Annotated in this window: 21 protein-coding genes; 10 read left to right on the forward strand and 11 right to left on the reverse strand. The window is 66.8% G+C overall.

Annotation, left to right across the window (positions count from 1 at the left end):
• Positions 1–75: 75 nt before the first annotated feature.
• Positions 76–966 (forward strand): LysR family transcriptional regulator, encoded by an 891-nt coding sequence (locus LK10_RS07345; protein WP_231567677.1) that lies wholly within the window; start codon positions 76–78, stop codon positions 964–966.
• 143 nt (positions 967–1,109) lie between these two features.
• A complete protein-coding gene (locus tag LK10_RS07350) occupies positions 1,110–1,391 on the forward strand; it encodes a hypothetical protein (protein WP_043121753.1) in 282 nt (93 codons plus the stop codon).
• Between the two features lie 117 nt (positions 1,392–1,508).
• Here the strand turns inward: LK10_RS07350 and LK10_RS07355 are convergent, their stop codons facing one another.
• Positions 1,509–2,405 (reverse strand): LysR family transcriptional regulator, encoded by an 897-nt coding sequence (locus LK10_RS07355; RefSeq protein ID WP_043121756.1) that lies wholly within the window; start codon positions 2,403–2,405, stop codon positions 1,509–1,511.
• Positions 2,406–2,586: 181 nt separating this feature from the next.
• Between LK10_RS07355 and LK10_RS07360 the strand changes: the two genes are divergently transcribed.
• Genes LK10_RS07360 through LK10_RS07370 form a run of 3 tightly spaced genes read left to right on the forward strand, consistent with a single transcriptional unit; the run spans position 2,587 to position 6,036 of the window.
• Complete coding sequence (locus tag LK10_RS07360) at positions 2,587–3,615, forward strand: alcohol dehydrogenase catalytic domain-containing protein (RefSeq protein WP_197061883.1); 1,029 nt, start codon at positions 2,587–2,589, stop codon at positions 3,613–3,615.
• The gene (locus LK10_RS07365) at positions 3,612–4,760 is read left to right on the forward strand and encodes a flavin monoamine oxidase family protein (RefSeq protein ID WP_052207071.1); all 1,149 of its coding nucleotides are present in this window, start codon (positions 3,612–3,614) and stop codon (positions 4,758–4,760) included. The genes LK10_RS07360 and LK10_RS07365 overlap by 4 nt, the downstream gene beginning before the upstream one ends.
• On the forward strand, positions 4,738–6,036 hold the full coding sequence (locus LK10_RS07370) for an MFS transporter (RefSeq protein ID WP_231567674.1): 1,299 nt from the start codon (positions 4,738–4,740) through the stop codon (positions 6,034–6,036). The genes LK10_RS07365 and LK10_RS07370 overlap by 23 nt, the downstream gene beginning before the upstream one ends.
• 61 nt (positions 6,037–6,097) lie before the next feature.
• On the opposite strand, the gene LK10_RS07375 is transcribed toward LK10_RS07370, so the two are convergent.
• Positions 6,098–6,562: an Lrp/AsnC family transcriptional regulator gene (locus LK10_RS07375; RefSeq protein WP_043121833.1), complete on the reverse strand. Its 465-nt coding sequence runs from the start codon at positions 6,560–6,562 to the stop codon at positions 6,098–6,100.
• 116 nt (positions 6,563–6,678) lie between these two features.
• On the opposite strand from LK10_RS07375, the gene LK10_RS07380 reads away from it, so the two are divergent.
• From LK10_RS07380 to LK10_RS07395, 4 genes are all read left to right on the forward strand, one after another.
• On the forward strand, positions 6,679–7,917 hold the full coding sequence (locus tag LK10_RS07380; RefSeq protein WP_197061884.1) for a MalY/PatB family protein: 1,239 nt from the start codon (positions 6,679–6,681) through the stop codon (positions 7,915–7,917).
• Positions 7,918–8,114: 197 nt separating this feature from the next.
• Entirely contained in the window at positions 8,115–9,476 is a 1,362-nt protein-coding gene (locus LK10_RS07385; RefSeq protein WP_197061885.1) for an amino acid permease, read from the forward strand.
• A gap of 58 nt (positions 9,477–9,534) precedes the next feature.
• The gene (locus LK10_RS07390) at positions 9,535–9,930 is read left to right on the forward strand and encodes a carboxymuconolactone decarboxylase family protein (protein WP_081998362.1); all 396 of its coding nucleotides are present in this window, start codon (positions 9,535–9,537) and stop codon (positions 9,928–9,930) included.
• Positions 9,931–10,012: 82 nt separating this feature from the next.
• Positions 10,013–11,092, forward strand: a complete 1,080-nt coding sequence (locus LK10_RS07395; RefSeq protein WP_052207072.1) for a branched-chain amino acid aminotransferase — start codon at positions 10,013–10,015, stop codon at positions 11,090–11,092.
• Positions 11,093–11,168: 76 nt separating this feature from the next.
• Here the strand turns inward: LK10_RS07395 and LK10_RS07400 are convergent, their stop codons facing one another.
• The 9 genes from LK10_RS07400 to LK10_RS07440 are packed head-to-tail and all read right to left on the reverse strand — an operon-like array spanning position 11,169 to position 20,006.
• Complete coding sequence (locus LK10_RS07400; protein ID WP_043121762.1) at positions 11,169–11,918, reverse strand: SDR family NAD(P)-dependent oxidoreductase; 750 nt, start codon at positions 11,916–11,918, stop codon at positions 11,169–11,171.
• Positions 11,918–12,691 (reverse strand): SDR family NAD(P)-dependent oxidoreductase, encoded by a 774-nt coding sequence (locus LK10_RS07405; RefSeq protein WP_043121764.1) that lies wholly within the window; start codon positions 12,689–12,691, stop codon positions 11,918–11,920. The genes LK10_RS07400 and LK10_RS07405 overlap by 1 nt, the downstream gene beginning before the upstream one ends.
• Positions 12,688–14,169, reverse strand: coding sequence for a gamma-aminobutyraldehyde dehydrogenase (locus tag LK10_RS07410; RefSeq protein ID WP_081998364.1), 1,482 nt, complete (start codon positions 14,167–14,169; stop codon positions 12,688–12,690). Before LK10_RS07410 ends, LK10_RS07405 begins: the two co-directional genes overlap by 4 nt.
• A gap of 39 nt (positions 14,170–14,208) precedes the next feature.
• Positions 14,209–15,294: a proline racemase family protein gene (locus tag LK10_RS07415; RefSeq protein ID WP_231567675.1), complete on the reverse strand. Its 1,086-nt coding sequence runs from the start codon at positions 15,292–15,294 to the stop codon at positions 14,209–14,211.
• Positions 15,291–16,211 carry a dihydrodipicolinate synthase family protein gene (locus LK10_RS07420; RefSeq protein WP_043121769.1) on the reverse strand — a complete coding sequence of 307 codons (921 nt, stop codon included), beginning with the start codon at positions 16,209–16,211 and terminating at the stop codon, positions 15,291–15,293. Before LK10_RS07420 ends, LK10_RS07415 begins: the two co-directional genes overlap by 4 nt.
• A 44-nt stretch (positions 16,212–16,255) precedes the next feature.
• A complete protein-coding gene (locus tag LK10_RS07425) occupies positions 16,256–17,500 on the reverse strand; it encodes an NAD(P)/FAD-dependent oxidoreductase (protein ID WP_043121770.1) in 1,245 nt (414 codons plus the stop codon).
• A 32-nt stretch (positions 17,501–17,532) separates the two neighbouring features.
• Positions 17,533–18,339: an amino acid ABC transporter ATP-binding protein gene (locus LK10_RS07430; protein WP_052207073.1), complete on the reverse strand. Its 807-nt coding sequence runs from the start codon at positions 18,337–18,339 to the stop codon at positions 17,533–17,535.
• A 50-nt stretch (positions 18,340–18,389) separates the two neighbouring features.
• Positions 18,390–19,127 (reverse strand): amino acid ABC transporter permease, encoded by a 738-nt coding sequence (locus tag LK10_RS07435; protein WP_052207074.1) that lies wholly within the window; start codon positions 19,125–19,127, stop codon positions 18,390–18,392.
• 24 nt (positions 19,128–19,151) lie between these two features.
• Positions 19,152–20,006 carry a substrate-binding periplasmic protein gene (locus tag LK10_RS07440; RefSeq protein WP_043121773.1) on the reverse strand — a complete coding sequence of 285 codons (855 nt, stop codon included), beginning with the start codon at positions 20,004–20,006 and terminating at the stop codon, positions 19,152–19,154.
• A 562-nt stretch (positions 20,007–20,568) separates the two neighbouring features.
• On the opposite strand from LK10_RS07440, the gene LK10_RS07445 reads away from it, so the two are divergent.
• On the forward strand, positions 20,569–21,049 hold a 481-nt coding region (locus LK10_RS07445; protein ID WP_231567676.1), incomplete at its 3' end, for an aldehyde dehydrogenase family protein.

The raw sequence follows: 21,049 nt of genomic DNA on the forward strand, positions 1-21,049 counted from the left end.
AGTGATGACGTCGATAAGATGATTTCAACGAGTAGTCATGAAATTTATGCATGGATGGAGGCATCTTTGTACAGCATGAACCGACTCCGGATCCTGCGCGAAGTAAGCCTCCGAGGCAGTCTGGCGGCGGCGGCTGAGGCTCTCGGCTACAACCCATCCTCAGTCTCCCACCAGCTGAAACTCCTCGAAGGAGAGGTCGGAGTGGCCCTTCTCGAGCCCGTCGGGCGGGGCGTGAGGCTGACGGAGGAGGCAGCCATCCTGGTTCGGCACACCGAGAGCATCCTGCGGCACCTCGAGAGTGCCGAGGCAGAGATCGCCCTCGCGCAGGAGACCGTGCGCGGAACCGTTCGCGTGGCCTCGTTCCAGACGGCAGCCCATACCGTGATCCCACGTGCGCTCCTGGCCCTGAGGGCGGCGCATGCCGACCTGCACGTGAGCGTCGCGCACATCCCCGTCGAACTAGCCTTGCCCGCCATGCTCGCCCGCGACTTCGACCTCGTGCTTCAGGAGGAGTACCCTGGCCACCCATTGCCAGCGGTCGAAGGGGCCGAGGTCACGAGCGTGGGGAGGGACCCCCTCTGGCTCCTGTCGCCGGACAGGGACCCGGCCCGACGAATCGAGGACCTCGCAGACCGGGAATGGGTCATGGAACCGACCGGTACCCAGGCGAGACGGTGGGCGGTGGCGGAGTGCCGGAATGCGGGCTTCGAGCCCAACGTGGCCCACGAGTCCTCCGACGTACTGCTCCACATCCGCCTCATCGCCGCGGGTCTCGCCGTCGGCCTCGTCCCCGGGCTCGCCCTCGCGGCCAGTAGCACTTCCGGTGTAAGCGCGCATCGCCTCCCGGGTGCGCCCGCACGCCGCATCGCCGTCGCAGTCCGCCGGGGAGGAGGTCATTCCCCCGGCATCGACGCAGTCCGGCAGGCGATCGGCCGAGCGACGGCGGAGCAGCTCGCCGGTGCCTAGCGCATCGCCTCGGCAACATAGCTCCATAGCCTTCGCGTATGGCCGCATTCAGCTCGCTCGTCTACTCGTTTGGGGAACGGATTCATACGGTGGGAGCATCGCGCACCCGCCTGTGATGCGCTTGCTTAGAGGAAGGAAGCCCCTTGGCCTATCTGCAGATCACCCTCGACATCGACCCCTCGGACCGCCCCTCAGCGGCGGCGGTATACGAGAAGTACAAGAAGCCGTTCCTCGAAACGATCTCGGGGGCGCAGAGCAAGGAGCTGCTGCTGCGTGACGACGACGTGCAGGTGCTGCACGGGTTCGGAAGCGTCCAGTGCGCCCAGTCCTACCTGAGCAGCGAGCTCTTCACACAGGACGTCGTCACCGCCCTGAAGCCATACCTCAAGGCCGATCCAGACATCCGCATCTACGAAACACACTGAGTCGAGGCGGCACCACCGCTGACGTCGCCGGAGTTGCCGCCGCCGTGGTGCGAGGGCAACCCGGCGGCGGGACCCAGCGAGCAGCAGCCGGCTCGGGACGGCCCGTGCTCGGGAAAATCAGGCTCCGATGGCGGCGAGCTGCTCTGCGAGTTCCGCTAGGCCCGAGGCCAGCGGAGACCCGGGATCCCAGACAGCCTCGTAGAAGATCTCCACAGCGTGGTCGTCATCGATCAGCTCCCGGTGCACGGTGCTCTGCACGGTCAGTTTCGATTGAGGGAGCAGCGCAGTGCCCAGACCGAGGTCGGCCCATTGCTCGAGCACCCGATAGCTGGAGGCCTCTCCTGGATAGGTGTTTACCGGCAGCTCGTGGGAGTCGAACAGGTCCCGCGTGAAGGTCGTCAGGCCGCATGCGTCGGGGACGAGGATGATCGGGTTGGACGCGACGTCCGCCACTTGGACCGGAGCCGTCCCCGAACGGTGGGAGCCGACGACGACGACCGGCTCCGAGTCGACGATCCTGTGGGCGAAGCGGGGCAGGGGCACGACCGATGGGACGAGGATGATGTCCAACTCCCCCGCGATGAGCGCATCCTGCAGTTCCTGCATGTTCGCCTCGCGCAACACCAGATCTCGGGGCCGCAGGTCTGAGGTGCCCCCGGCACAGACGGCGTTGTACGCGGCGGCGACCAGGCGCGGGTTGATCAGTGGCGACACTCCGATGCGAATGCTCTCGGTCCCGTGGCCGTTAAGGCGTCCAGCCTCGGCCGTGATGCGGTCCAAGGCCGCGGTCGCCTGTTCGATCAGCGGCAGCAGTTGCTGCCCGAAGGGCGTCTGCCGCACCCCGCGGGGGGACCGCTCGAACATCCGAGCACCGAGGCGCTCCTCGAGCTTGGCAATCCCGTTCGAGAGGGCGGGCTGGGTCACCCCGCAGGTCCGGGCCGCAGCGCTGAAGGATCCGGTCCCGGCTACAGCCTGCGCATACCGCAGTGCTTCCATGCTCACGCGCTCGGCCACATGTGCAGATTATCGGAAGCGGCGCGGCCGAGACGTCCTCGCGAAGATAAACGATGGTTATGGGTCCATTCACACTGCTCGCCTACCAGCGCCTAACCAAGGCGGATAGCCTCGTGCTAGCCCGAGGCTGGCGATCAGCCGGGAAGCCGGGTATCCCGCTAGCCCCGAACGGAGAAGAGCCGTGCCTCTGACTGCTGCCGCCGTCGTCGTCAACGAGCCCGGGGGCCACCTTGTGGCGTCCACGATCGACGTGCCGCCGCCCGCTGGGACTTGGGTCCGCGTGCGAGTCATGGCAAGCGGGGTGTGCAACGCCGACATCGGCACGGCAGCAGCCCGTAATCCCGGAGCCGGCTTCCCCGTCACTCCCGGGCATGAGGTCGCAGGCGTGATCACCGAACTCGGCGACGGGGTGGAGGGCTGGGCGGTCGGAGACCGCGTGGCTGTGGGCTGGTTCGGCGGCAGCTGCGGGCACTGCGTGCTCTGCCGGGACGGCGACGTCGTTCATTGCCCGGACCGTCGAGTTCCGGGCCAGTCCTACCCAGGAGGCTGGGCTGAATCGATCACGGTGCCGGCCGATGCCCTCGCGCGGATCCCTGACGGTCTGGACTTCTTCGAAGCAGCGCCCTTCGGCTGCGCCGGCGTGACGGTCTTCAACGCCGTGCGCCAGGCCGGGGTCCGCGCCGGAGGGCGAGTCGCGGTGTTCGGCCTCGGCGGCCTCGGGCACCTGGCGGTCCAGTTCGCGGCCAGGCTCGGCTACCACACCACGGCGATCTCGCGCGGTGCGGGACGGGCCGAGGCCGCCGAACGTCTGGGCGCCCACCACTACATCGACAGCTCCGTCGAGGAACCCGGAGCAGCCCTCGCCCGGCGCGGAGGTGCGGACCTGATCGTGTATTCGGCCTCCTCTACAGAGCCGGTCAGCGAGCTGCTGGCCGGGCTCAGGGTCCACGGCCAGATCACCCTCCTCGGCGCAGACGCCAATTCTGTCGCGATCCCGACATCCCAGCTTGTCCTGAACGGGATCAAGGTCACGGGTCACCTTACCGGCAGTCCCCGTGACACGGAGGAGGCGATGCAGTTCGCCGTCAACACCGGGGTCCGCCCGGTGATCGAAAGGCTTCCCCTCGAGAAGGCGGGTGACGCCGTCGCCCGCCTCAAGACCGGTGCACCGCGTTTCAGAATCGTGCTCGACGCAACCGAAGCGCGATGATCGAAGACCTGCCTCGCTGCGACGTCGTCGTCATCGGCGGGGGCATCTCTGGCCTGGTCGCCACGACAGCCCTCACGCGCTCCGGTCTGGCCGTGAGGTGCCACGAGGCACGGGGGCGCGTGGGAGGAAGGGCCCACACAGTCGCGCACGCCCTCGGCCCGATTGACCTCGGTGCAACCTGGTTCTGGCCGAACGAGCCCAACGTCCTGGCCCTCGCCCGCGAACTCGGCCTCGGAGGCTTCCGTCAGGAGGCGGTCGGGGACGCACTGCTCCACCGGCAGGGCACAGCCCCTGTCCGCGCCGGCGGCACGGGCGGTGCTCCCAGCCTGCGCTTCCCGCGAGGCGCCCAATCCCTCGCCGCCGCATTGGCAGACCGCCTCCCTCACGGCGCCCTCCATCTGGCCGACCCGGTGCGGGCAGTCGAGTCTCTCGATGACGGCACGATCGTCGTAACTGCTGATAGCGGAACGCAGGCCGCACGCTCGGCCATCATCGCCGTCACCCCTGCACTGGCCGTCGAGGCGATCGAGTTCACCCCACCGCTGCCCGGCCCGACTGCCCAGGTCGCGCTCGAGACCGCGGTCTGGATGGGCGGAACGGTGAAGGCAGTCGCCGTCTTCGACGAGCCCTTCTGGAGACAACGCGGCCTCTCCGGAACTGCCTTCAGCAGTGAGGGCCCCTTCCGAGAGTTCCACGACATGAGCGGTCCCGGCGGATCGCCCGCCGCGCTGCTTGCGTTCGCCGCCTCGGACGCGTTCGTACGGTCCGACGATCTCGAGACCGCTTTTCGCAGCCAGCTCACGCGGTTGTTCGGTCCTCAGGCCGGCAAGCCGGTCTCGGTGCTCACCGCGGACTGGAGCCGGGACGAGCGCACCTCGCCCGCGGCGCCTTCCCCCTACGCCTCAACCGCAACCTACGGCCATCCCGTGTTCCAGAACGGCTTCGCTGGCGGTCGCGTGCAATGGGCTTCCACAGAAACCGCGACCGACTACGCGGGACACATCGAAGGCGCAATCCGGGCCGGCTCCCGCGCCGCGAAGGACATCGTCCGGCTCCTCAGCCCGCAGGAAGTACAGTCCACGAATGCCACCACAGTCCCGATCCGAGAAGGAGGACACTCGCGTGCGAGCCATCCGACAGCATGAGGAGCCCAGTGGTGCTTCCGCGCTTCCGGTGCCCGCGACCACTCGGGCCGCTCAGCGACACACGCTGGTCGTACTGGCGGTCACGCAGATCGTCGGCACCGTCGGGGTCGGCGTCGCGCCCTCCATCGGCGTCCTGCTCGCCGGCGAGGTCACCGCCAACCCCGCCTGGGCAGGACTGGCCCGCACCGCGAGCACACTCGGCGCGGCTCTCTTTGGCCTCCCGCTGGGCGCTCTCGCGGCAAGGTTCGGCCGGCGGCTCGCCCTCGCGGGCGGCTGGTGGGCTGCCGCGGGCGGTGGCGCACTCCTCGTCATCGCAGCGCAATGGGACCAGATCATGTGCCTGTTCGTCGGGCTGCTGCTGATCGGAGCAGGCTCCGCAGTGAGCCTGCAGGCGCGCTTCGCGGCCACCGACCTCGCTGAACCGCACCACAGGGCACGGGCTCTGGCCCTCGTCGTGTGGGTCGGCACGATCGGGAATGTGCTCGGCCCGAACCTCGGCGTGCCGGCTCAGTACATGACCAGCGCGACCGGACTCACCGTCTACGCGGGCGCGTTCCTCATCGCCGCAGCCTGCCTTGCCCTCGCGGGCACCGCCGTGTTCGTCTGGCTGCGCCCCGACCCACTCCTCCTGCTCGAGAAGACGACGACGACGGGGCCGCGCCCGGCTACGGCTCGGCTTCGGGGCGGGGCCAGGCGGATATTTGCCGAGATCCGGGAAAACCCACAGGCGAGGCTCGCCGTCGTCGCCATCGTCACGGCCCAGATCGTGATGGTCGCCATCATGACGATGGCCCCGGTCCATGTGACGAACGACGGCGGCTCGGTCACCGTTGTCGGAATCACGATCAGCCTTCACATCGCGGGCATGTACGCCCTCTCACCCTTGGTCGGCGCGCTCGCCGACCGGGCCGGGCACCGCGCCACGATCGCCATTGGAATCCTGGTCCTGCTGGCATCGCTCGCAGCCGGCATCGCCGAACCGGACCAGATGCTCTGGATGACGGTATCGATGATCCTGCTGGGCGTGGGCTGGTCGTTCGTGAACGTGGCCGGCTCCGCCCTGTTCAGCGCCGTCGTCTCCCCCGAGAGACGTGCATCCGCGCAGGGCGGAGTAGACGCCCTCTCCAATCTCGGCGGCGCGACGGCCGCGTTCCTCGCGGGCCCGCTTTTGGCCGCGACCGGATTCTCTGCACTGTCAGCGATCGCCATCGTGGCCCTTCTTCCGCTCATTGGCCTTCTGGCCACGCGAAACAGCCGCGCAATCAGCCCCAGGTGACGGCCCGCTCGAACGGGCCCCACCCGCGGAGATGCATCGGATCGTTCCCTCGGCCGGCGGTCTAGCCGAAGGAGTGCCTGACCACGGGGAGGGCCCGGGGAGCGACAACCTGCTTCATCACGATCGTGGAGTTGAGCCCTCGGACCCCGGGGAGGCGGCTGAGAACCTTGTCGTACAGCCGTTGATACGCGTCCCTATCCGCTGCCACGATGCGGATGAGGTAGTCCGGTTCGCCGAACAGCCTCTGTGCCTCGACGATCTCGGGAACTTCCGCGATCGCCGCATCGAATTCCTCGAGCACGTCGGGCCGGGAGAGGGTAGCGAAGGCCACGACTTCGAAACCGAATCCGACCGAGGCACCATCCACCACTGCCCGGTACCCGCGGATGACCCCGCTTGCCTCCAGATCGCGCACGCGCCGCTGGCAGCTCGACAGGCTCAGACGCACCTTCTCGGCGAGCTGGGTGAACGTAATTCGCCCATCCTCTTGAAGCAATGCAAGTATTTCGCGGTCAAGGCGGTCCATATCGAAAAAAAGTAGCATGAGTACGATGTGAAGCGACAGAATCCGCGAACACCTTGCACCCGTCTCGCCATACCGTGGACGCATCGCAGAACGGCAACTACGCAAGGAACAAATCCGTGGGCATCAACTCCGCAATGACGCTGGCCGCTCCAACTGAGACGCAGGGATCCTCGATCTTCGACGAGGTCGTCGAACGCCGCACCTCCAACTCAATGAAGTGGGCGTTCCAGAACGAACTGCTCGCGCCCGACGAGGCTGCGGCGGAACCGCTCCCGATGTGGGTCGCCGACACCGACTTCAAAGCACCCCAGGCTGTGCTGGAGGCCCTCCACCAGGCCGTCGACCACGGCGTGTTCGGTTACCCGGGCGGGGCCCCCAAGAGCTACCTCGACGCCGTCGTCGGATGGCAGGCCAAGCGCTTCGGTTGGGAGATTTCGCGGGAATGGATCCTACAGACGGCCGGGATCATCACGACCCTCAAGACCGCGGTGCAGGCGTTCTCCGCCCCGGGCGATTCGGTCCTGATCCAGCCCCCGGTCTACGCGCACTTCCACAACGATGTCCTGCTCAACGGCCGACACCTCGCCTTTGCGCCGCTAGCCCGCACCGATGAGGGGTACAGGTTCGACGCGGCCGTCTTCGAGGCCGCTATCCGCCCCGACACCAAGCTCTTCATCCTCAGCCACCCGCACAACCCGACCGGGAACGTCTGGTCGGAGGACGAGCTGCGTACGATGGGCGAGATCTGCGCCCGGCACGGTGTGCTCGTGGTCTCGGACGAGATCCACCAGGACCTCATCATCAACCCGGCCAAGCGGCACATCCCATTCGCCTCCCTCGGAGAGGAATTCGCCCAGAACAGCATCACCTGTACCGCCCCGAGCAAGACCTTCAACCTTCCGGGCCTGCAGAGCGCGAACGTCTTCGTCCCCAACCCGCGCCTGCGCGACGAGCTCGCACGGCAGTACGAGCGCAACATGTTCCCGCTCGTGAACGTCCTGGGCATGGTCGCAGCAGAAGCCGCCTACGCGCACGGAGAACCTTGGCTCGAGGAGATGCTCGCCTACCTCCGCGACAACCACAGCCACTTCGCCGAGAGCATCAACGGGACCTTGCCCCAAGTCAGGGTCCTCCCCGCGGACTCCCTCTACCTCGCATGGATGGACTGCCGCGGGCTCGGGATGGACGCCGAAGCGCTGGACAAGTTCATGCTCACCAAGGCCCGCCTCTGGCTCGACAAGGGCCAGAAGTTCGGCGCCGAGGGTCACGGCTACATGCGCGTGAACCTCGGCTGCCCCCGCAGCACTGTCGACGAAGCCATCCACCGGCTGACCAACGCCGTCAACAGCCTGTAAGGAAACACCTATTACCTCCCGACCGAAACAAGCTGACTGGCGACCCTCGCACCGACGGAAATCTCAATTGCACTGCCAGAATTCCTCAATTCATCAGCCCCCTTCAAGGAAGAAGAGCGCGAATGAGCACTGCAGACCGTACTCCGGCATATGAGAAAGAGAACCTAAAGCGGGACCTGAAAAGCCGGCACCTCCAAATGATCGCCATTGGAGGTGCCATCGGGACCGGCCTTTTCTACGGGTCCGGCTGGGCCATCCAGACCGCTGGCCCCGCGATCATCCTGACCTACCTCGTCGCCGCCGCCGCGATCTACTTCGTCATGCGGGCCCAAGGCGAGATGTCTGTCGAAGAACCAGTCTCCGGCGGCTACATCTCCTACTCCAGCCGATACTTCCACCCGTTCATGGGCTTCCTCAACGGCTGGAATGCCTTCATCTTCCTCCTCGCCTCGAGCGCGGCCGAGCTCAACGCCCTGGGCAAATACATCCAGTACTGGGCGCCCGGGGTGCCGATCTGGGTCACTGCGGCCATCGCCGTCTTTGTCCTCTTCGCCATCAACGTCGTCGGCGTGAAGTTCTACGGCGAGTCCGAGTTCTGGTTCGCCATCGTCAAGGTCCTGGCCATCGTCGCCCTGATCGTCTTCGGCCTCGCGATGATCTTCTTCGGCCTAGGCAACGGTGGCCAGCCCGTCGGGTTCGCGAACCTGACCGCCCACGGCGGATTCTTCCCGAACGGAATCAGCGGATCCGTCCTGTCCGTCGTCATGGTCGCCTTCGCGTTCGGAGGCATCGAGAACCTCGGGCTCGCGGCGGGAGAAGCGAAGGATGTGGAGAAGTCGATGCCCAAGGCTGTCAACGCGACCTTCTGGCGCCTGCTGCTCTTCTACGTCGGCGCCATCACCATCCTCGTCGCTATCTACCCGTGGACCTCCCTCACAGGGAAGGGCAGCCCGTTCGTCGACGTCTTCGTCAGGATCGGCATCCCTGCCGCCGCGACCATCATGAACCTCGTCGTGATGACCGCCGTGCTCTCCGCGGTGAACTCCAGCATCTTCACCAACAGCCGCACCTTCTACAACCTCTCCCTCCAAGGCAAAGCGCCCGCCTTCCTCGGCAAGGTCAACGGCAAGCAGGTCCCCTCCCGGGCTGTCCTGACGGTCTTCGTGATCATGCTCGCCGGCGTCGTCCTCAATGCGGCCATACCCAACGATGTCTTCCAGATCTTCTCCTCGGTCACCACCTTCGGGCTGATCTGTGCCTGGTCCTCGATCGTCATCAGCCACCTACGTTTCCGCAGGCTCCGTATTCGGAACGGCCAGGCCGAGGCCATCAAGTACAAGGCACCCTTCTACCCATACGCGGACTACATCGCCCTCGTGTTCGTCGCCGTGGTGCTGGTGTGCATCGCGATCCTGCCCGACATGCAGGTCTCCCTGCTCATCTCAGCAGCCTGGGTCCTGGTTGTCTTCATCGCCTACCGCATCTACCGCGATCGGGGCCGCCGGAACGTGTCCCATTCGGACGAAGAGGACCTCTTCACCGACCCGGTCACCGGCTGAACCCAGATCTCACCTCCCGACCACCTCGAAATCCCAACCACCGAAAAGGAAACGCCGAATGAGCTACCACGACCACACCGACAAGCGCTTCTTCCGCAATCTCCGGCTCGGCGCCCCAGCCGCCGTCGAGGCCTTCCAGGCCCTCGACAGCGCCGTCTTCGAGAACCCTGCCAGTGAGATCCCGGCCAAGTACACGGAGCTCATCGCCGTCGCCGTCGCGCTGACCACCCAGTGCCCCTACTGCCTCGAGGCGCACGCCAAGGCCGCCAACACCGCCGGTGCTACCGAGGCCGAGCTCGCCGAGACCGTCATGATCGCCTCCGCCCTGCGCGCCGGTGGCGGCCTGACTCACGGCTGGATGGCTATGAAGTTCTTCCAGGGGGCCGAGGCAACGTCTGGCGAAGCGGAGGCAACCGGGGACAGCCCCACTGTGCCGGCCGGCGCATCCTTCTGACGAGGCATCGATGCGGAGCCCACGCACTGCGTGGGCTCCGCACCGTGCCGCCACATACCGACCCGAAAGAGAAGTACCAGCCTTGACCGCCTTCACCACCTTGCCCTCCTGCACCCCCGCTGCCCGCGACCGGGAGGAGGCCCTGACCGATCCCGGATTCGGAAAACACTTCACCGACCACATGGCCACCGCCTCCTGGTCCAGCCACCGGGGATGGCACGACCTCAAGGTCGGCCCGCTGGAAGGCTTCCGACTCCACCCAGCTGCCTCCGTGCTCCACTACGCCCAGGAGATCTTCGAAGGGCTCAAGGCCTACCGCCATGCCGATGGCAGCATCTGGCTATTCCGCCCCGAGGCGAACGCCGCCCGCTTCGCCCGCTCCGCGCGGCGCCTGGCTCTGCCGGTCCTGGACGAGGACCTCTTCCTCGACGCCGTCACCGAACTCGTCCGCGCCGACAAGGCTTGGGTCCCCGGCCACGGACAGGAGCACAGCCTCTACATCCGCCCCTTCATGTTCGCCTCCGAACCATTCCTCGGCGTGCGGGCGGCCATGGAGGCCAAATTCTGCGTCATCGCTTCCCCCTCCGGGGCCTACTTCCCTGAGGGCCCCACTGGCATCTCCCTCTGGGTCAGCAGGACTCTCACCCGCGCGGCGGAGGGTGGGACAGGCGCAGCCAAATGCGGCGGGAACTACGCCACCGGACTCGCCGCGCAGGCCGAAGCCCGCGCGAACGGCTGCGACCAAGTCCTCTACCTCGACGCCGCCGAGCACGAATGGCTCGAGGAATCCGGCACCATGAACCTCTTCATCGCCACCTCCGACGGCGAGCTCATCACCCCCGCCCTCGGTACCATCCTCGAAGGGGTCACCCGCGACAGCATCCTCAAACTCGCACCCGAGCACGGACTCACCCCCGTCGAGCGCAGGATCGGGCTGGCAGAGGTCCAAGAAAGATGCGCAGCGGGCACCATCACCGAGATCTTCGCCACCGGCACCGCAGCGGCACTCACCCCGATCGTTTCCCTGCGCGCCGACGGATTCGAAATCACCGTCGGCACCGGCAACCCCGGGCTGCACACGCTCGATCTCCGCGAACACCTCCTCGCGATCCAATACGGGGATCGTCCCGACCGCCACGGCTGGCTCCGGCGCGTTGCCTAGAGGTAAACGCACCCCTAGCTGAGAGCAGTGGTGCGCGCGTCAGAGTCGAAAGCGCGCGCCAGGCCCCAAAACCGAATCAGCGGACGTAGTCGGCACCGGTGATGTCGATGGTGGCTCCTGTCGAGTGCCGCGATCGCCCTGACGCGAGAAACGCGATCACTTCGGCGACGTCTTCCGGAGGGGTGATCTCGCCCAGCGGAAGGCGCGCTGCGCCGTCGTCGTCCGCGCCGGCAGTTGCCGCAATGTCGGTCGCAACCCAGCCGGGCGCCACTGCATAGGCGAGGATATTCTCCGCACCGAACCCGCGCGCGATGCCCTTGGTGAGCGCGAGGAGGCCGCCCTTGGCGGCGCCGTAGGCGAGGTGCTCGGCGTCGTCACCCCGGTGGGCAGAGCGGCTCGCGACGTTGACGACGACGCCCCCTCCCCGGGCGCGGAAGTGCAGGATCGCTTCGCGGCAGAGGTCAGCCGGCGCCAGAAGGTTCAGCTCGAGGTTCGCCTCCCAGCCTTTTGCCCACAGCCCTGCGTCGTCCACCTCGGACGGCAGCCAGGCACCGGCGTTGTTGACGAGCACGTCCACGCCGCCGGTGGCCCGCACCGCCTCGTCCCAGACAACCTGCCGCTGGACGGGGTCGCGCAGGTCGCCTTGGACGAGGGTCACCCGATCGCCCAGCTCGGCGGCAGTTTGCTCAGCGGCCAAGCTGGCAGACCCGTAGTGGACGACGACGTGCGCCCCTTCCCGGTGTGCCACGACCGCGGTAGCACGACCGATCCCACGCGAGGCACCCGTCACCAGTACGGTGCGTCCGTCGAGCATTCCGTCGGCCATCAGGCCACCGCCTGCGCGCCGGTGATCTCCACGACCGAGCCGCAGATGTAGGGCGCTTCGTCGGATGCCAGGAACGCCACGAGCGCGGCGATCTCCTCGGGCTTGCCGATGCGTCCGAACGGGACGAGCGCGTCGAGGTCGGCCACCGTGCGGCCCGACTGGGCTAGACCGGATTCGAGCATGGGAGTGTGGACTTCTCCGGGGGCGACGGCGTTGACCCGGATCTTGTGCGGGGCGTAGTCGCGGGCGAGGTTCTTGGTGAACGCGACGACGGCAGCCTTGGAGACGTTGTACGCGATGTGGCCCGGCGCAGGGTAGATGCCCCACTGCGACGCGGTATTGACGACGGCGCCCCCGCCTGCCTCGATCATGTGCGGGAGCACTGCCCGGCACAGGTGGAAGAGCGCGTCGACGTTCACGGCGAAGGAGAGGTCCCAGTCCTGCTGGGTCAGCGAGAGCAGGTCGCCCCGCCGGTTGATGCCGGCGTTGTTCACCAGCACGTCGAGCCGGCCGTGGCGGTCGACGACATCCTGGACGGCGTTGGCGCAAGCCTCAGCATCGAGGAGGTCGAAGACGAGTGGCTCGGCGAGGAGTCCTGCACCCGCGATGTCCTCGGCCACCTGCTTCGCTGCGGTCTCATTGACATCACAGACGAGGACGCGCGCACCCTCGGAGGCGAGCCGGCGGGCGATAGCCGAGCCGATCCCGCCACCGGCGCCGGTGACGAGGGCTGTCCGGCCACTGAACCGCTGGAGTCCGTACGATTCGGTCATTGCTGTCCTTCCAGGGAGAAGACGGTGCGGTGCCAGGCCTTGGCCTTCTGGGCGGTGAGATCGTACATGACGTGCTTGACCGCGGTGTACTCATCGAAGGAGTACGTGGACATGTCCTTGCCGAAGCCGGACTGCTTCATGCCCCCGTGGGGCATCTCGCTGATGATGGGGATGTGGTCATTGATCCACACGCACCCGGAGCGGATCTCGCGGGTGGCGCGCAGGGCGCGGTAGACGTCCTTGGTCCAGGCCGAGGCGGCGAGCCCGTACGGGGTGTCGTTGGCCAGGGCGAGGGCCTCGTCGTCGTCCTCGAACGGGGTGACGGCCAGGACGGGGCCGAAGACCTCGTCGCGGAAGATCTCGCTCTCGGGAGCCGCGTCGGCCACGAGCGTGGGTCGGTAGTAGGAGCCGGCGGCGAGCTCGCCTTCGGGAGTCCCGCCTCCGATGACGCGGGCGTAGCCGCGGGCGCGTTCGACCATCCCGGCGACCTCGTCCCGGTGCTTCATCGACACCAGCGGGCCCATGTCGGTGGCGGGGTCCATGGTGGGGCCGAGACGCACCCTGCCGTAGAGTTCGGCGACACCGTCGATGAAGTCCTCGTAGAGCGATCGGTGGACGATGGCGCGGGTCGCTGCGGTGCAGTCCTGGCCGGAGTTGATTAGGCTCCCGGCGACGGCGCCGTGGATCGCGGCTTCCAGGTCGGCGTCGTCGAACACGACGAACGGTGCCTTGCCGCCGAGCTCGAGGTGGACCCGCTTGGCCGTGGTCGCCGCCGCCTCGAGCACGCTGCGCCCGACCCGAGTCGATCCGGTGAAGGAGAGCATCGCGACGTCGGGGTGGCGCATGAGCTCGGCCCCGACGGTGGAGCCGCGGCCCGTGATGACGTTCACCACGCCGTCGGGGAGGCCTGCTTCGGTGGCGGCCTCGGCGAACGCGACGCTGGTCAGAGGGGTGATCTCGGCTGGCTTGAGGACGATGGTGTTCCCGGCGGCGATGGCCGGGAGGATCTTCCAGGCCGCCATCTGGAGCGGGTAGTTCCAGGGGGAGATCGAGCCGATGACGCCGATGGCCTCGCGGCGGATGGAGGAGGTGTGGTCGGCGGAGTACTCCGCGGTGGCCTTGCCCTCGAGGTTGCGGGCGGCGCCGGCGAAGAACGCAGTGTTGTCGATCGTGCCGGGCACGTCGAACTCGCGGGTGAGGCGGATCGGCTTGCCGGCTTGGCGGGTCTCGAGCTGGGCCAGCTCCTCCGCATGCTCCTCGAGGACGGCGGCGAACCTGGCCAGGACCGCCGAGCGTTCGGCTGGGGTGGCCCGGGACCAGGCGGGGAAGGCGTCCTGGGCGGCCTGGACGGCGAGCTTGACCTCGTCGCTGCCCGCCAGGCTCACCTCTGCGACCGTCGCGCCGTTGGACGGGTCGATGACTCTGGACCTCTCGTTCGTCGTGCTCTCGCAGACCTTGCCATTGATGAACTGGCTCACAGCTCCTGCTTTCAGTCTTCTCAGTCGTGGTGGGGCGAGTCAGGGACCTTGCGGGGCCCAGATGTCGCCGAGGGTGTAGCCATCCGGGAAAGGATCGCTCGGGTCGAGGAGCCACTGACTGCGCCCCGTGACCCAACCGCGGCCCGTGATGGTCGGAAGCACAGCGGGCCTCTCGCCCACCGTCGTCGTACCTGTGAGGCGCCCGACGAAGCGGCTGCCGATGATGCTCTGATGGAGGAAGTCTTCGCCGATCCCAAGCTGGCCGCGTGCATGGAGAGCGGCCATTCGGGCGCTCGTGCCAGTCCCGCAGGGCGAGCGGTCCAGAGCTCCGGTCCACGTCGAGGGATCGTGGGGAAGGAGCTTTCCGTTGGAGAGGACGACGGTGTTCCTGTCCTGCTTGCCCGCTTCCCTATCCCCGGTATGGAGCATGATGAGGCTCACGCCTGAGACCTCGGGCGTGAGGGGATGGACCACATTCACCTGCTCGAGTGCGGCCATCTTAATTAGCGCCCCGGCCCGGGCGAGTTCCCTGCCCTTGTCGGGATCGAGTTCGAGTCCGACGTCCGCGACACGGGCCTGCGCGAAGAACTGTCCGCCGAAGACGATGTCCACGGGCACGGTGCCGAGCTCTGGGACTTCGAGTGGGAAATCAAGTTCGACGACGAAGGCAGGGACGTTCACGACGGTCACCGAGAGGACCTTGCCCTCCGAGACATGAGCAACAGCCTGCACGGTGCCGACGGCGGTGTCGATCGTCACGGTGGTTTCAGGGCCCTCTGCCGGGACGATCCCGGTCTCGACGGCGGCGGTGACCGCGCAGATGGTGTTGGACCCGGACATCGGGGTGAAGCCGCCCTGCTCGAGCACGACGATGCCGAAGTCCGAGCCTGGATTCACCGGCGCGGTCAGGATCACCGCGCAGAGGCCAGGGTACCCGCGGGGCTCGTGGAGCATGAGCCGGCGCAGCCAATCGAGGTTCTCCCTGCAGTAGCGGAGCCTCTCAGTCATGGTGCCACCCTGGACGAGCCCGGCGGCGGATGTCAGGATCCGGCCGGGCTCGCCCTCGGCATGCACTTCGATGGCGTCGAGGGCGAGCTGGGCAGACATGTTCTTCTGGAAGGTCACGCGGCTGCCGGTGCCGACAGCACGCCAGCAGCATCGAGGATCTTCGCGAAGCGCTCGCGCTCTTCCTGTGGGAGGGGCTGGATCGGGAGCCGGGCGGGGCCGGCCGGTTGGCCGATGAGCTCGAGGCCGGCTTTGATTCCCGCCACATAGTTGACGGACTCGAGGAAGTCGCTGATGGCCCAGAGGTGCTTCCAGAGCTCGCGTGCGCGCTCGAGGTCCTTCTTCTCTGCCAGGGCCTCCCAGAACTCGACGGCGAGCTCGGGGACGACGCCGGCGGTGCCCCAGACCGACGCCTCGGCGCCGCTGGCGATGCCGAAGAACGTCAGGGTGTCCCAGCCGTTGAACGCCTTGATCCGGTCGCCGCGAGACGCGAGGAGATCAGCCAGGGCGACAGCATCGCCCGAGGTGTCCTTGAGATACTCGACGCCCTCGATGTCGCCCAGCTCGGCGATCTCGGAGGCTCCGAGCTTGATCCCAGTGCAGCCGGGGACGTTGTAGTAGACGATCGGGATCGAGATCGACGCGGCCACGTCGGAGAGGAAGGCCTTCAGTGTGGCGAAGTCGAGCGGGTCGTAGAACGGCGGGACGAGCATGACGGCGTCGGCGCCGACCTCCTCGGCATACTGCGCAAGCTCGATCGCCCCTCGGGTGGAGAGGGAACCGACGCCGATGACGACCGGGACCCGTCCGGCCGCGCTCTCGACGTAGAGCTCGATCACGCGGCGGTACTCTTCGGGCGTGAGAGTCGTGAACTCACCAGTGGTCCCGGTCGGGACGAGGCCATGGATGCCCGCCGCGATGAGCCGCTCGACCTGGCCTCGCAATGCCTCCTCGTCGATCGCGGCACCGTCCGAGGTGAACGGGGTGGTGACCGCGGCCAGGATGCCGCGGAGTTCCTTCTTGCTGCGTGCAGACATTCGATTCTTCCTTTCGATGCTTGTGAATTTTCAGGCGGCGGATTTCAGAGGCCGCGGCGCCGGAATCGGGACGGGGAGAAGGGCCGCAAGGCGGTGCTTGTCCTGCCGTGGAGGATGAGGTCGGTGAGGGCGCGGGCGGTGCCCGGTGCGAGGGTGACGCCCAACATCCCGTGGCCCGTGGAGACGTAGGTGTTCTCGAGCCGGCCGAGGCGGCCGATGATCGGCATCCCGTCCGGAGTCATGGGACGCATACCTGCCCGAGCGATGACGGGCGACGACGGCGGTTCCCATCCCCGGAAATACTTCTGGGGTGCGCGGAGGATCGCGTCGACCCGGACCTGGTTGATGTTCTCGTCGAGTCCGCCGAACTCCATGGTTCCCGCGAGCCGGAGCCGCTCCTTGAAGGGGGTCACGGCGACCTTGGCATCCGAGAGGTTGACCGCGCTGCGGAGACCGTAGCGCGGCACCTCCAAGCTGTAGCCCTTGCCCGGGCGAACCGGGAGCGGCTCGTTGAAGAGCTTCGAGACGGGGCCGCTCCAAGCGCCCGTGGCGAGAATGAAGCGGTCGCCGTCGAACCGCCGTCCGCCGCTGCGAACGGCTGTGACCCTGTTCCCGGACGTTTCGACGCCGTCGATCGGAGCGTGCTCGACGATCTCGACTCCGAGTTCGAGCAGCCGCTTGTGGAAGGCCCGCATCATCGCCCCGGGGTCCACGTGCCGCTCAAGTGGGAAGTAGATCCCGCCGTAGACCGCGTCCGTGAGAAGCGGCTCATGGTTCCTGACGTCGTCGCCCACGAGCACCTTGGGGTTGAGGTTGAAGGACCGCACGAGGTCGAGGTTGTCGAGGTGATGCTCGAGGTTCTCCTTCTCAGTGAACGCCATGAGCAGGCCCTCGCTGTGCATCTCGAAATCCATGCCGTCGGACCGGTATTCGTCGAAGGTCTCGATCGATCCTTGGGCGAGACTCAGATGGCCCTCGAAGCCGGCACGCTGGTCCTTGGCATTCGACTTGCCCCACATCGCGAGCATGAACTTGACGAATGAAGGCCGAAGGGATGGCCTGATGTAGAGCGGGCTGTCGGGCCGCAGCATCCACTTCATCGATTGGAGGACGACGCCGGGGCCCGGGACCGGGGCGGCCTCGGCGGGGCAGATCCAGCCCGCGTTCACCTCGGCCGCTCCGAGACCAGTGCCCCTCGCGTCGAGGACTGTGACGGACTCGCCCTCGCGGGCCAAGTGGTAGGCCTGGGTGAGGCCGATGACTCCTCCGCCGATCACTACGGTGTGCACTTGAATTCCTTTCTCGGCTCCCGCCGAGGCTCTTAGAAGCGGACGGCGTCGACGAACTTCTTCAGGTCTGGGTTGTCGCAGTTCTCGAAGGCGTTCTCGGGAGTAGTGTTCACCGCGATCTCGCCGTTGTGGAAGAACACGACGCGGTCCGCTGCCTTGGAGGCGAAGGCCATGTCATGGGTGACGAGCGCGACGGCGATCCCTTCCTCTTCCTTCAGACGGCGCAGGACGTCCAGGACCTCAGCGGCGACAGGCGGATCGAGGGCGGAGGTGATCTCGTCGCAGAGCAGGAGCTTGGGCTTCATCATCAGAGCCCGGGCGATCGCGACGCGCTGGCGCTCGCCGCCGGAGAGCTGGGTCGGGCGGCTGAGGATGTGCTGGGCCATGCCGACCTCCGCCAGGGCAGCCTCGGCCCGGTCCCGAGCCTCCGCAGGCTTGAGGCCAAGCTTCTTCTTCGGTGCCAGCGTCAGATTTTCGAGGACGTTCATGTGGGGCCAGAGGGTGTAGGACTGGAAGACCATGCCGACCTCGGAGCGGACAGTGTTCCATTCCCTGGTCCGCTTCTTCTCAGCGAAGACGATCTTGCCATCAAAGGCGATCTGCCCGTCGTCGGGATCGGTCAGCCCGGCCAGGGCACGCAGGAGGGTCGACTTGCCGGAACCCGACTTGCCAATGATCACGGTGATGTCACCGGCCTGCATGTCGAAGTCCACGCCCTTGAGGATGAGTCGTCCGTGGAAGCTCTTCTCCAGGCCGCGTGCGGCCACGAGCGCCTGCCCGTTGCCGGAGGAAGGAAGTTCCGTGGGGCCGGAGGCGGCTGTGAGTGCGGGCTCGGCCATCTCGCTGTCCTTCTGCTGTCGGGTTTGGGTCTGAGGGGCTGCTGCATGACTCATGCGCTCACCGCCGGTCGTGATCCGGGGACCATCCCTGCCAGAACACTCCTGTTCTTCTTTGGACTCGGGGCTGCGGTGTTCTGCATCCTGCGCTCGATGGCGCTGGTGACCAGGGAAGCGGGGAAGGCGATCACGAAGTAGATCACGGCCGCGGCGGTGAAGATCTCCAGCGACCGGTAGGAGGCGGCGGCGTTGGTGTTCGAGACGAACATCAGGTCCGAGACCGCGATGGTCGAGACGAGCGCCGTGTCCTTGAACAGGGAGATGTTCAGCGACAGGATCACCGGCAGCTGCTGGCGCAGGGCCTGCGGGACGATGATGTAGCGCAGCTGCTCGAACCGGCTCAGCTGGAGCATCCGCCCGGCCTCGACCTGCTCCACCGGGACGGCCTGGAAGCCGCTGCGGTAGGCCTCGGCCATGAACGCAGTCAGGTTCGCCGTCAGGGCGATCGCGGCCGAGGTGAACCCAGGCAGCGTCACCCCGGTCAGGGCAGGCATGGCGTAGAAGATCCAGAACAGCTGGACGAGCATCGGGGTGCAGCGGAAGACCTCGATATAGCCCTGCGCTGCCCATCGGATGACCTCGATCCTGGCCATGCGGGCCACCGCGAGCGGCACGGCCAGAACCATGCTTATCGCGATCGTGATGACGGTCAGCTCCAAGGTGGTCCCGAGCCCGCCGAGCATGGACGGGAAGGCCTTGGCGACCGCGTCCCAGTCGAAGTTGTAGTTCATCGGTTCCTCAGCTCCTAGGAGGTCTTACTTCTTCTCGAGGTCACCGAGGTTGCCGACCTCGAAGTAGTTCACCTTGGCGTAGGCCTGGGTCAGCTCGCCGCTCGCCTGGGCGCGTTCGATCGCGATGTTCACAATCTGCAGTGAGCGGGAGTCGATGCTTGCCGGCACCCCGTAGGCGGCGGAGCCGGAGTAGAGGGACGGATTCGGGACGATGATCTTCACGCTCTTGTCCGCTTGCGCCTGGGACTCCGCGGTTGGCAGGTCGGTGAACTCCGCCACCACCCGGCCGGCCTTCAGGGCCGAGAGGATGTTCGAGTACGTGTCCATAGAGGTCACGTTCTGGGTCAGGCCCTTCATGCTCGTCTCCAGAGCCGATCCCTGCGAGACGCCGATCTGCGAGCCGCTCTTGATGACCTGGTCCGCGCTCGTGTACGGAGAGTCGGCCTTGACCACAAGCACGCCGGGGTAGGTGTACACGGGATCGGTGAAGGAGATTGCGAGGGACCGCTCGACCGTGTGGTCGAGGTTGGCCGCGAAGTCGTAGCGGTTTGCCTGCAGGCCGGCGACGATGTTGCTCCACTGGGCCGGGACCGGGGTGAGCTTGACCCCTAGCTGCTTCGCGAGGTCCTGAAGCGGGATCAGGTTCACGCCCCCGAGCGAGCCGTCGGAGTTCTGCACCGTCATCGGCGGGGCGATCGCAACCCCCACGCGCAGCTCCCCGCGCTTCTTGATAGCGTCGATGAACGAGCCCTGCGACGCATCAGTGCCCGACGACGCCTGGGCCGGATTGCCCCGCAAGCCGCTCCCGAGGAACCCCCCGACAACGGAGAGCACGAGGACTGCAAGCACTGCAAGGACGATCTTGCTGGTTCTGGTCATGGTCTAAACCCTCTTTAGGGACGAACGGTCTGCTGGAAGGGATAGCTGGCAGCTGAGGACGACTGTGTCCTAAGTGCCGTTTCTTGTTTGATTGTCAGGCAATCTGTCGATGCCTTCTACCCTAAGCCTGTGACCGAGGACACGTCTAGTCCCTTTTTGCCGTACGGGCGCGGGTCACCGCTGAGACGAAAGAAGTCTCCATGCAGAGGGGCCGCCCGCCCAGGTCGGCATGATGCTTCCCCGCGTGAAGAACCTGGGTGCACTGTCCCCAGACCCGAGCGGTCCGGGTGCCCACCATCCCGTCGAGGGGCAGTGCTCGCCTGTGTGGCTGACCGCACGGGCAGCGGCCAGGGCAGGAAGTGATGAGCGGGAGACTACGGGAGTCTGAAATAGGTCGCGACGTTTCATGGGTCTGAGGCTAAGGTCGCAAGCCAATGCCAGCGGTGGTGACAGATGGCGAAACAACTGGCCTTCAAAGGACATTCGTCTATCACGGACAGTCGGCCGCCTCCCCTACCGTGAGAGACACTCCCAGCGCGACTTTTCGGAAAGAGAGAGCACCGTGTCTGCAACCCATAACCTGCCCGTCGTCCCGCATTGGATTGGGGGCAAGGAATACCCCTCTGCCGGCGAGCGGACAGCGCCCGTGTTCGACCCCGCCCTCGGCGTCGAGACCAAGCGGGTCTCCCTCGCCTCCGCGCAGGACATCGAGTCCGCGGTCTCCTCGGCGCAGAAGGCCTTCCCCGCCTGGCGCGACCTGTCCATGGCGAAGCGCCAGCAGATCCTGTTCCGGATCCGCGAGCTGCTCAACGAGCGCAAGGGCGAACTCGCCGAGATCATCACCTCCGAGCACGGCAAGGTCGTCTCCGACGCCGCCGGGGAGATCGCCCGCGGCCTCGAAGTCGTCGAGCTCGCCACGGGCTTCCCGCACCTGATCAAGGGCGAGCACTCGGAGAACGTCTCGACCGGCGTAGACGTCCACTCGCTCAAGGCCCCCCTCGGCGTCGTCGGCATCATCAGCCCGTTCAACTTCCCGGCCATGG

It is taken from the genome of Sinomonas humi (genome assembly GCF_000802235.1).
GTDB lineage: Bacteria > Actinomycetota > Actinomycetes > Actinomycetales > Micrococcaceae > Sinomonas > Sinomonas humi.

Excerpts from the sequence above, each read along its gene's own strand:
- LK10_RS07400 (WP_043121762.1), bottom strand. The coding sequence starts at position 11,918 with ATGGCCGACGGAATGCTCGACGGACGCACCGTACTGGTGACGGGTGCC.
- LK10_RS07435 (WP_052207074.1), bottom strand. The coding sequence starts at position 19,127 with ATGAACTACAACTTCGACTGGGACGCGGTCGCCAAGGCCTTCCCGTCC.
- LK10_RS07345 (WP_231567677.1), top strand. The coding sequence starts at position 76 with ATGAACCGACTCCGGATCCTGCGCGAAGTAAGCCTCCGAGGCAGTCTG.
- LK10_RS07385 (WP_197061885.1), top strand. The coding sequence starts at position 8,115 with ATGATCGCCATTGGAGGTGCCATCGGGACCGGCCTTTTCTACGGGTCC.
- LK10_RS07365 (WP_052207071.1), top strand. The coding sequence starts at position 3,612 with ATGATCGAAGACCTGCCTCGCTGCGACGTCGTCGTCATCGGCGGGGGC.
- LK10_RS07390 (WP_081998362.1), top strand. The coding sequence starts at position 9,535 with ATGAGCTACCACGACCACACCGACAAGCGCTTCTTCCGCAATCTCCGG.
- LK10_RS07420 (WP_043121769.1), bottom strand. The coding sequence starts at position 16,211 with ATGTCTGCACGCAGCAAGAAGGAACTCCGCGGCATCCTGGCCGCGGTC.
- LK10_RS07430 (WP_052207073.1), bottom strand. The coding sequence starts at position 18,339 with ATGGCCGAGCCCGCACTCACAGCCGCCTCCGGCCCCACGGAACTTCCT.
- LK10_RS07405 (WP_043121764.1), bottom strand. The coding sequence starts at position 12,691 with ATGACCGAATCGTACGGACTCCAGCGGTTCAGTGGCCGGACAGCCCTC.
- LK10_RS07375 (WP_043121833.1), bottom strand. The coding sequence starts at position 6,562 with ATGGACCGCCTTGACCGCGAAATACTTGCATTGCTTCAAGAGGATGGG.
- LK10_RS07440 (WP_043121773.1), bottom strand. The coding sequence starts at position 20,006 with ATGACCAGAACCAGCAAGATCGTCCTTGCAGTGCTTGCAGTCCTCGTG.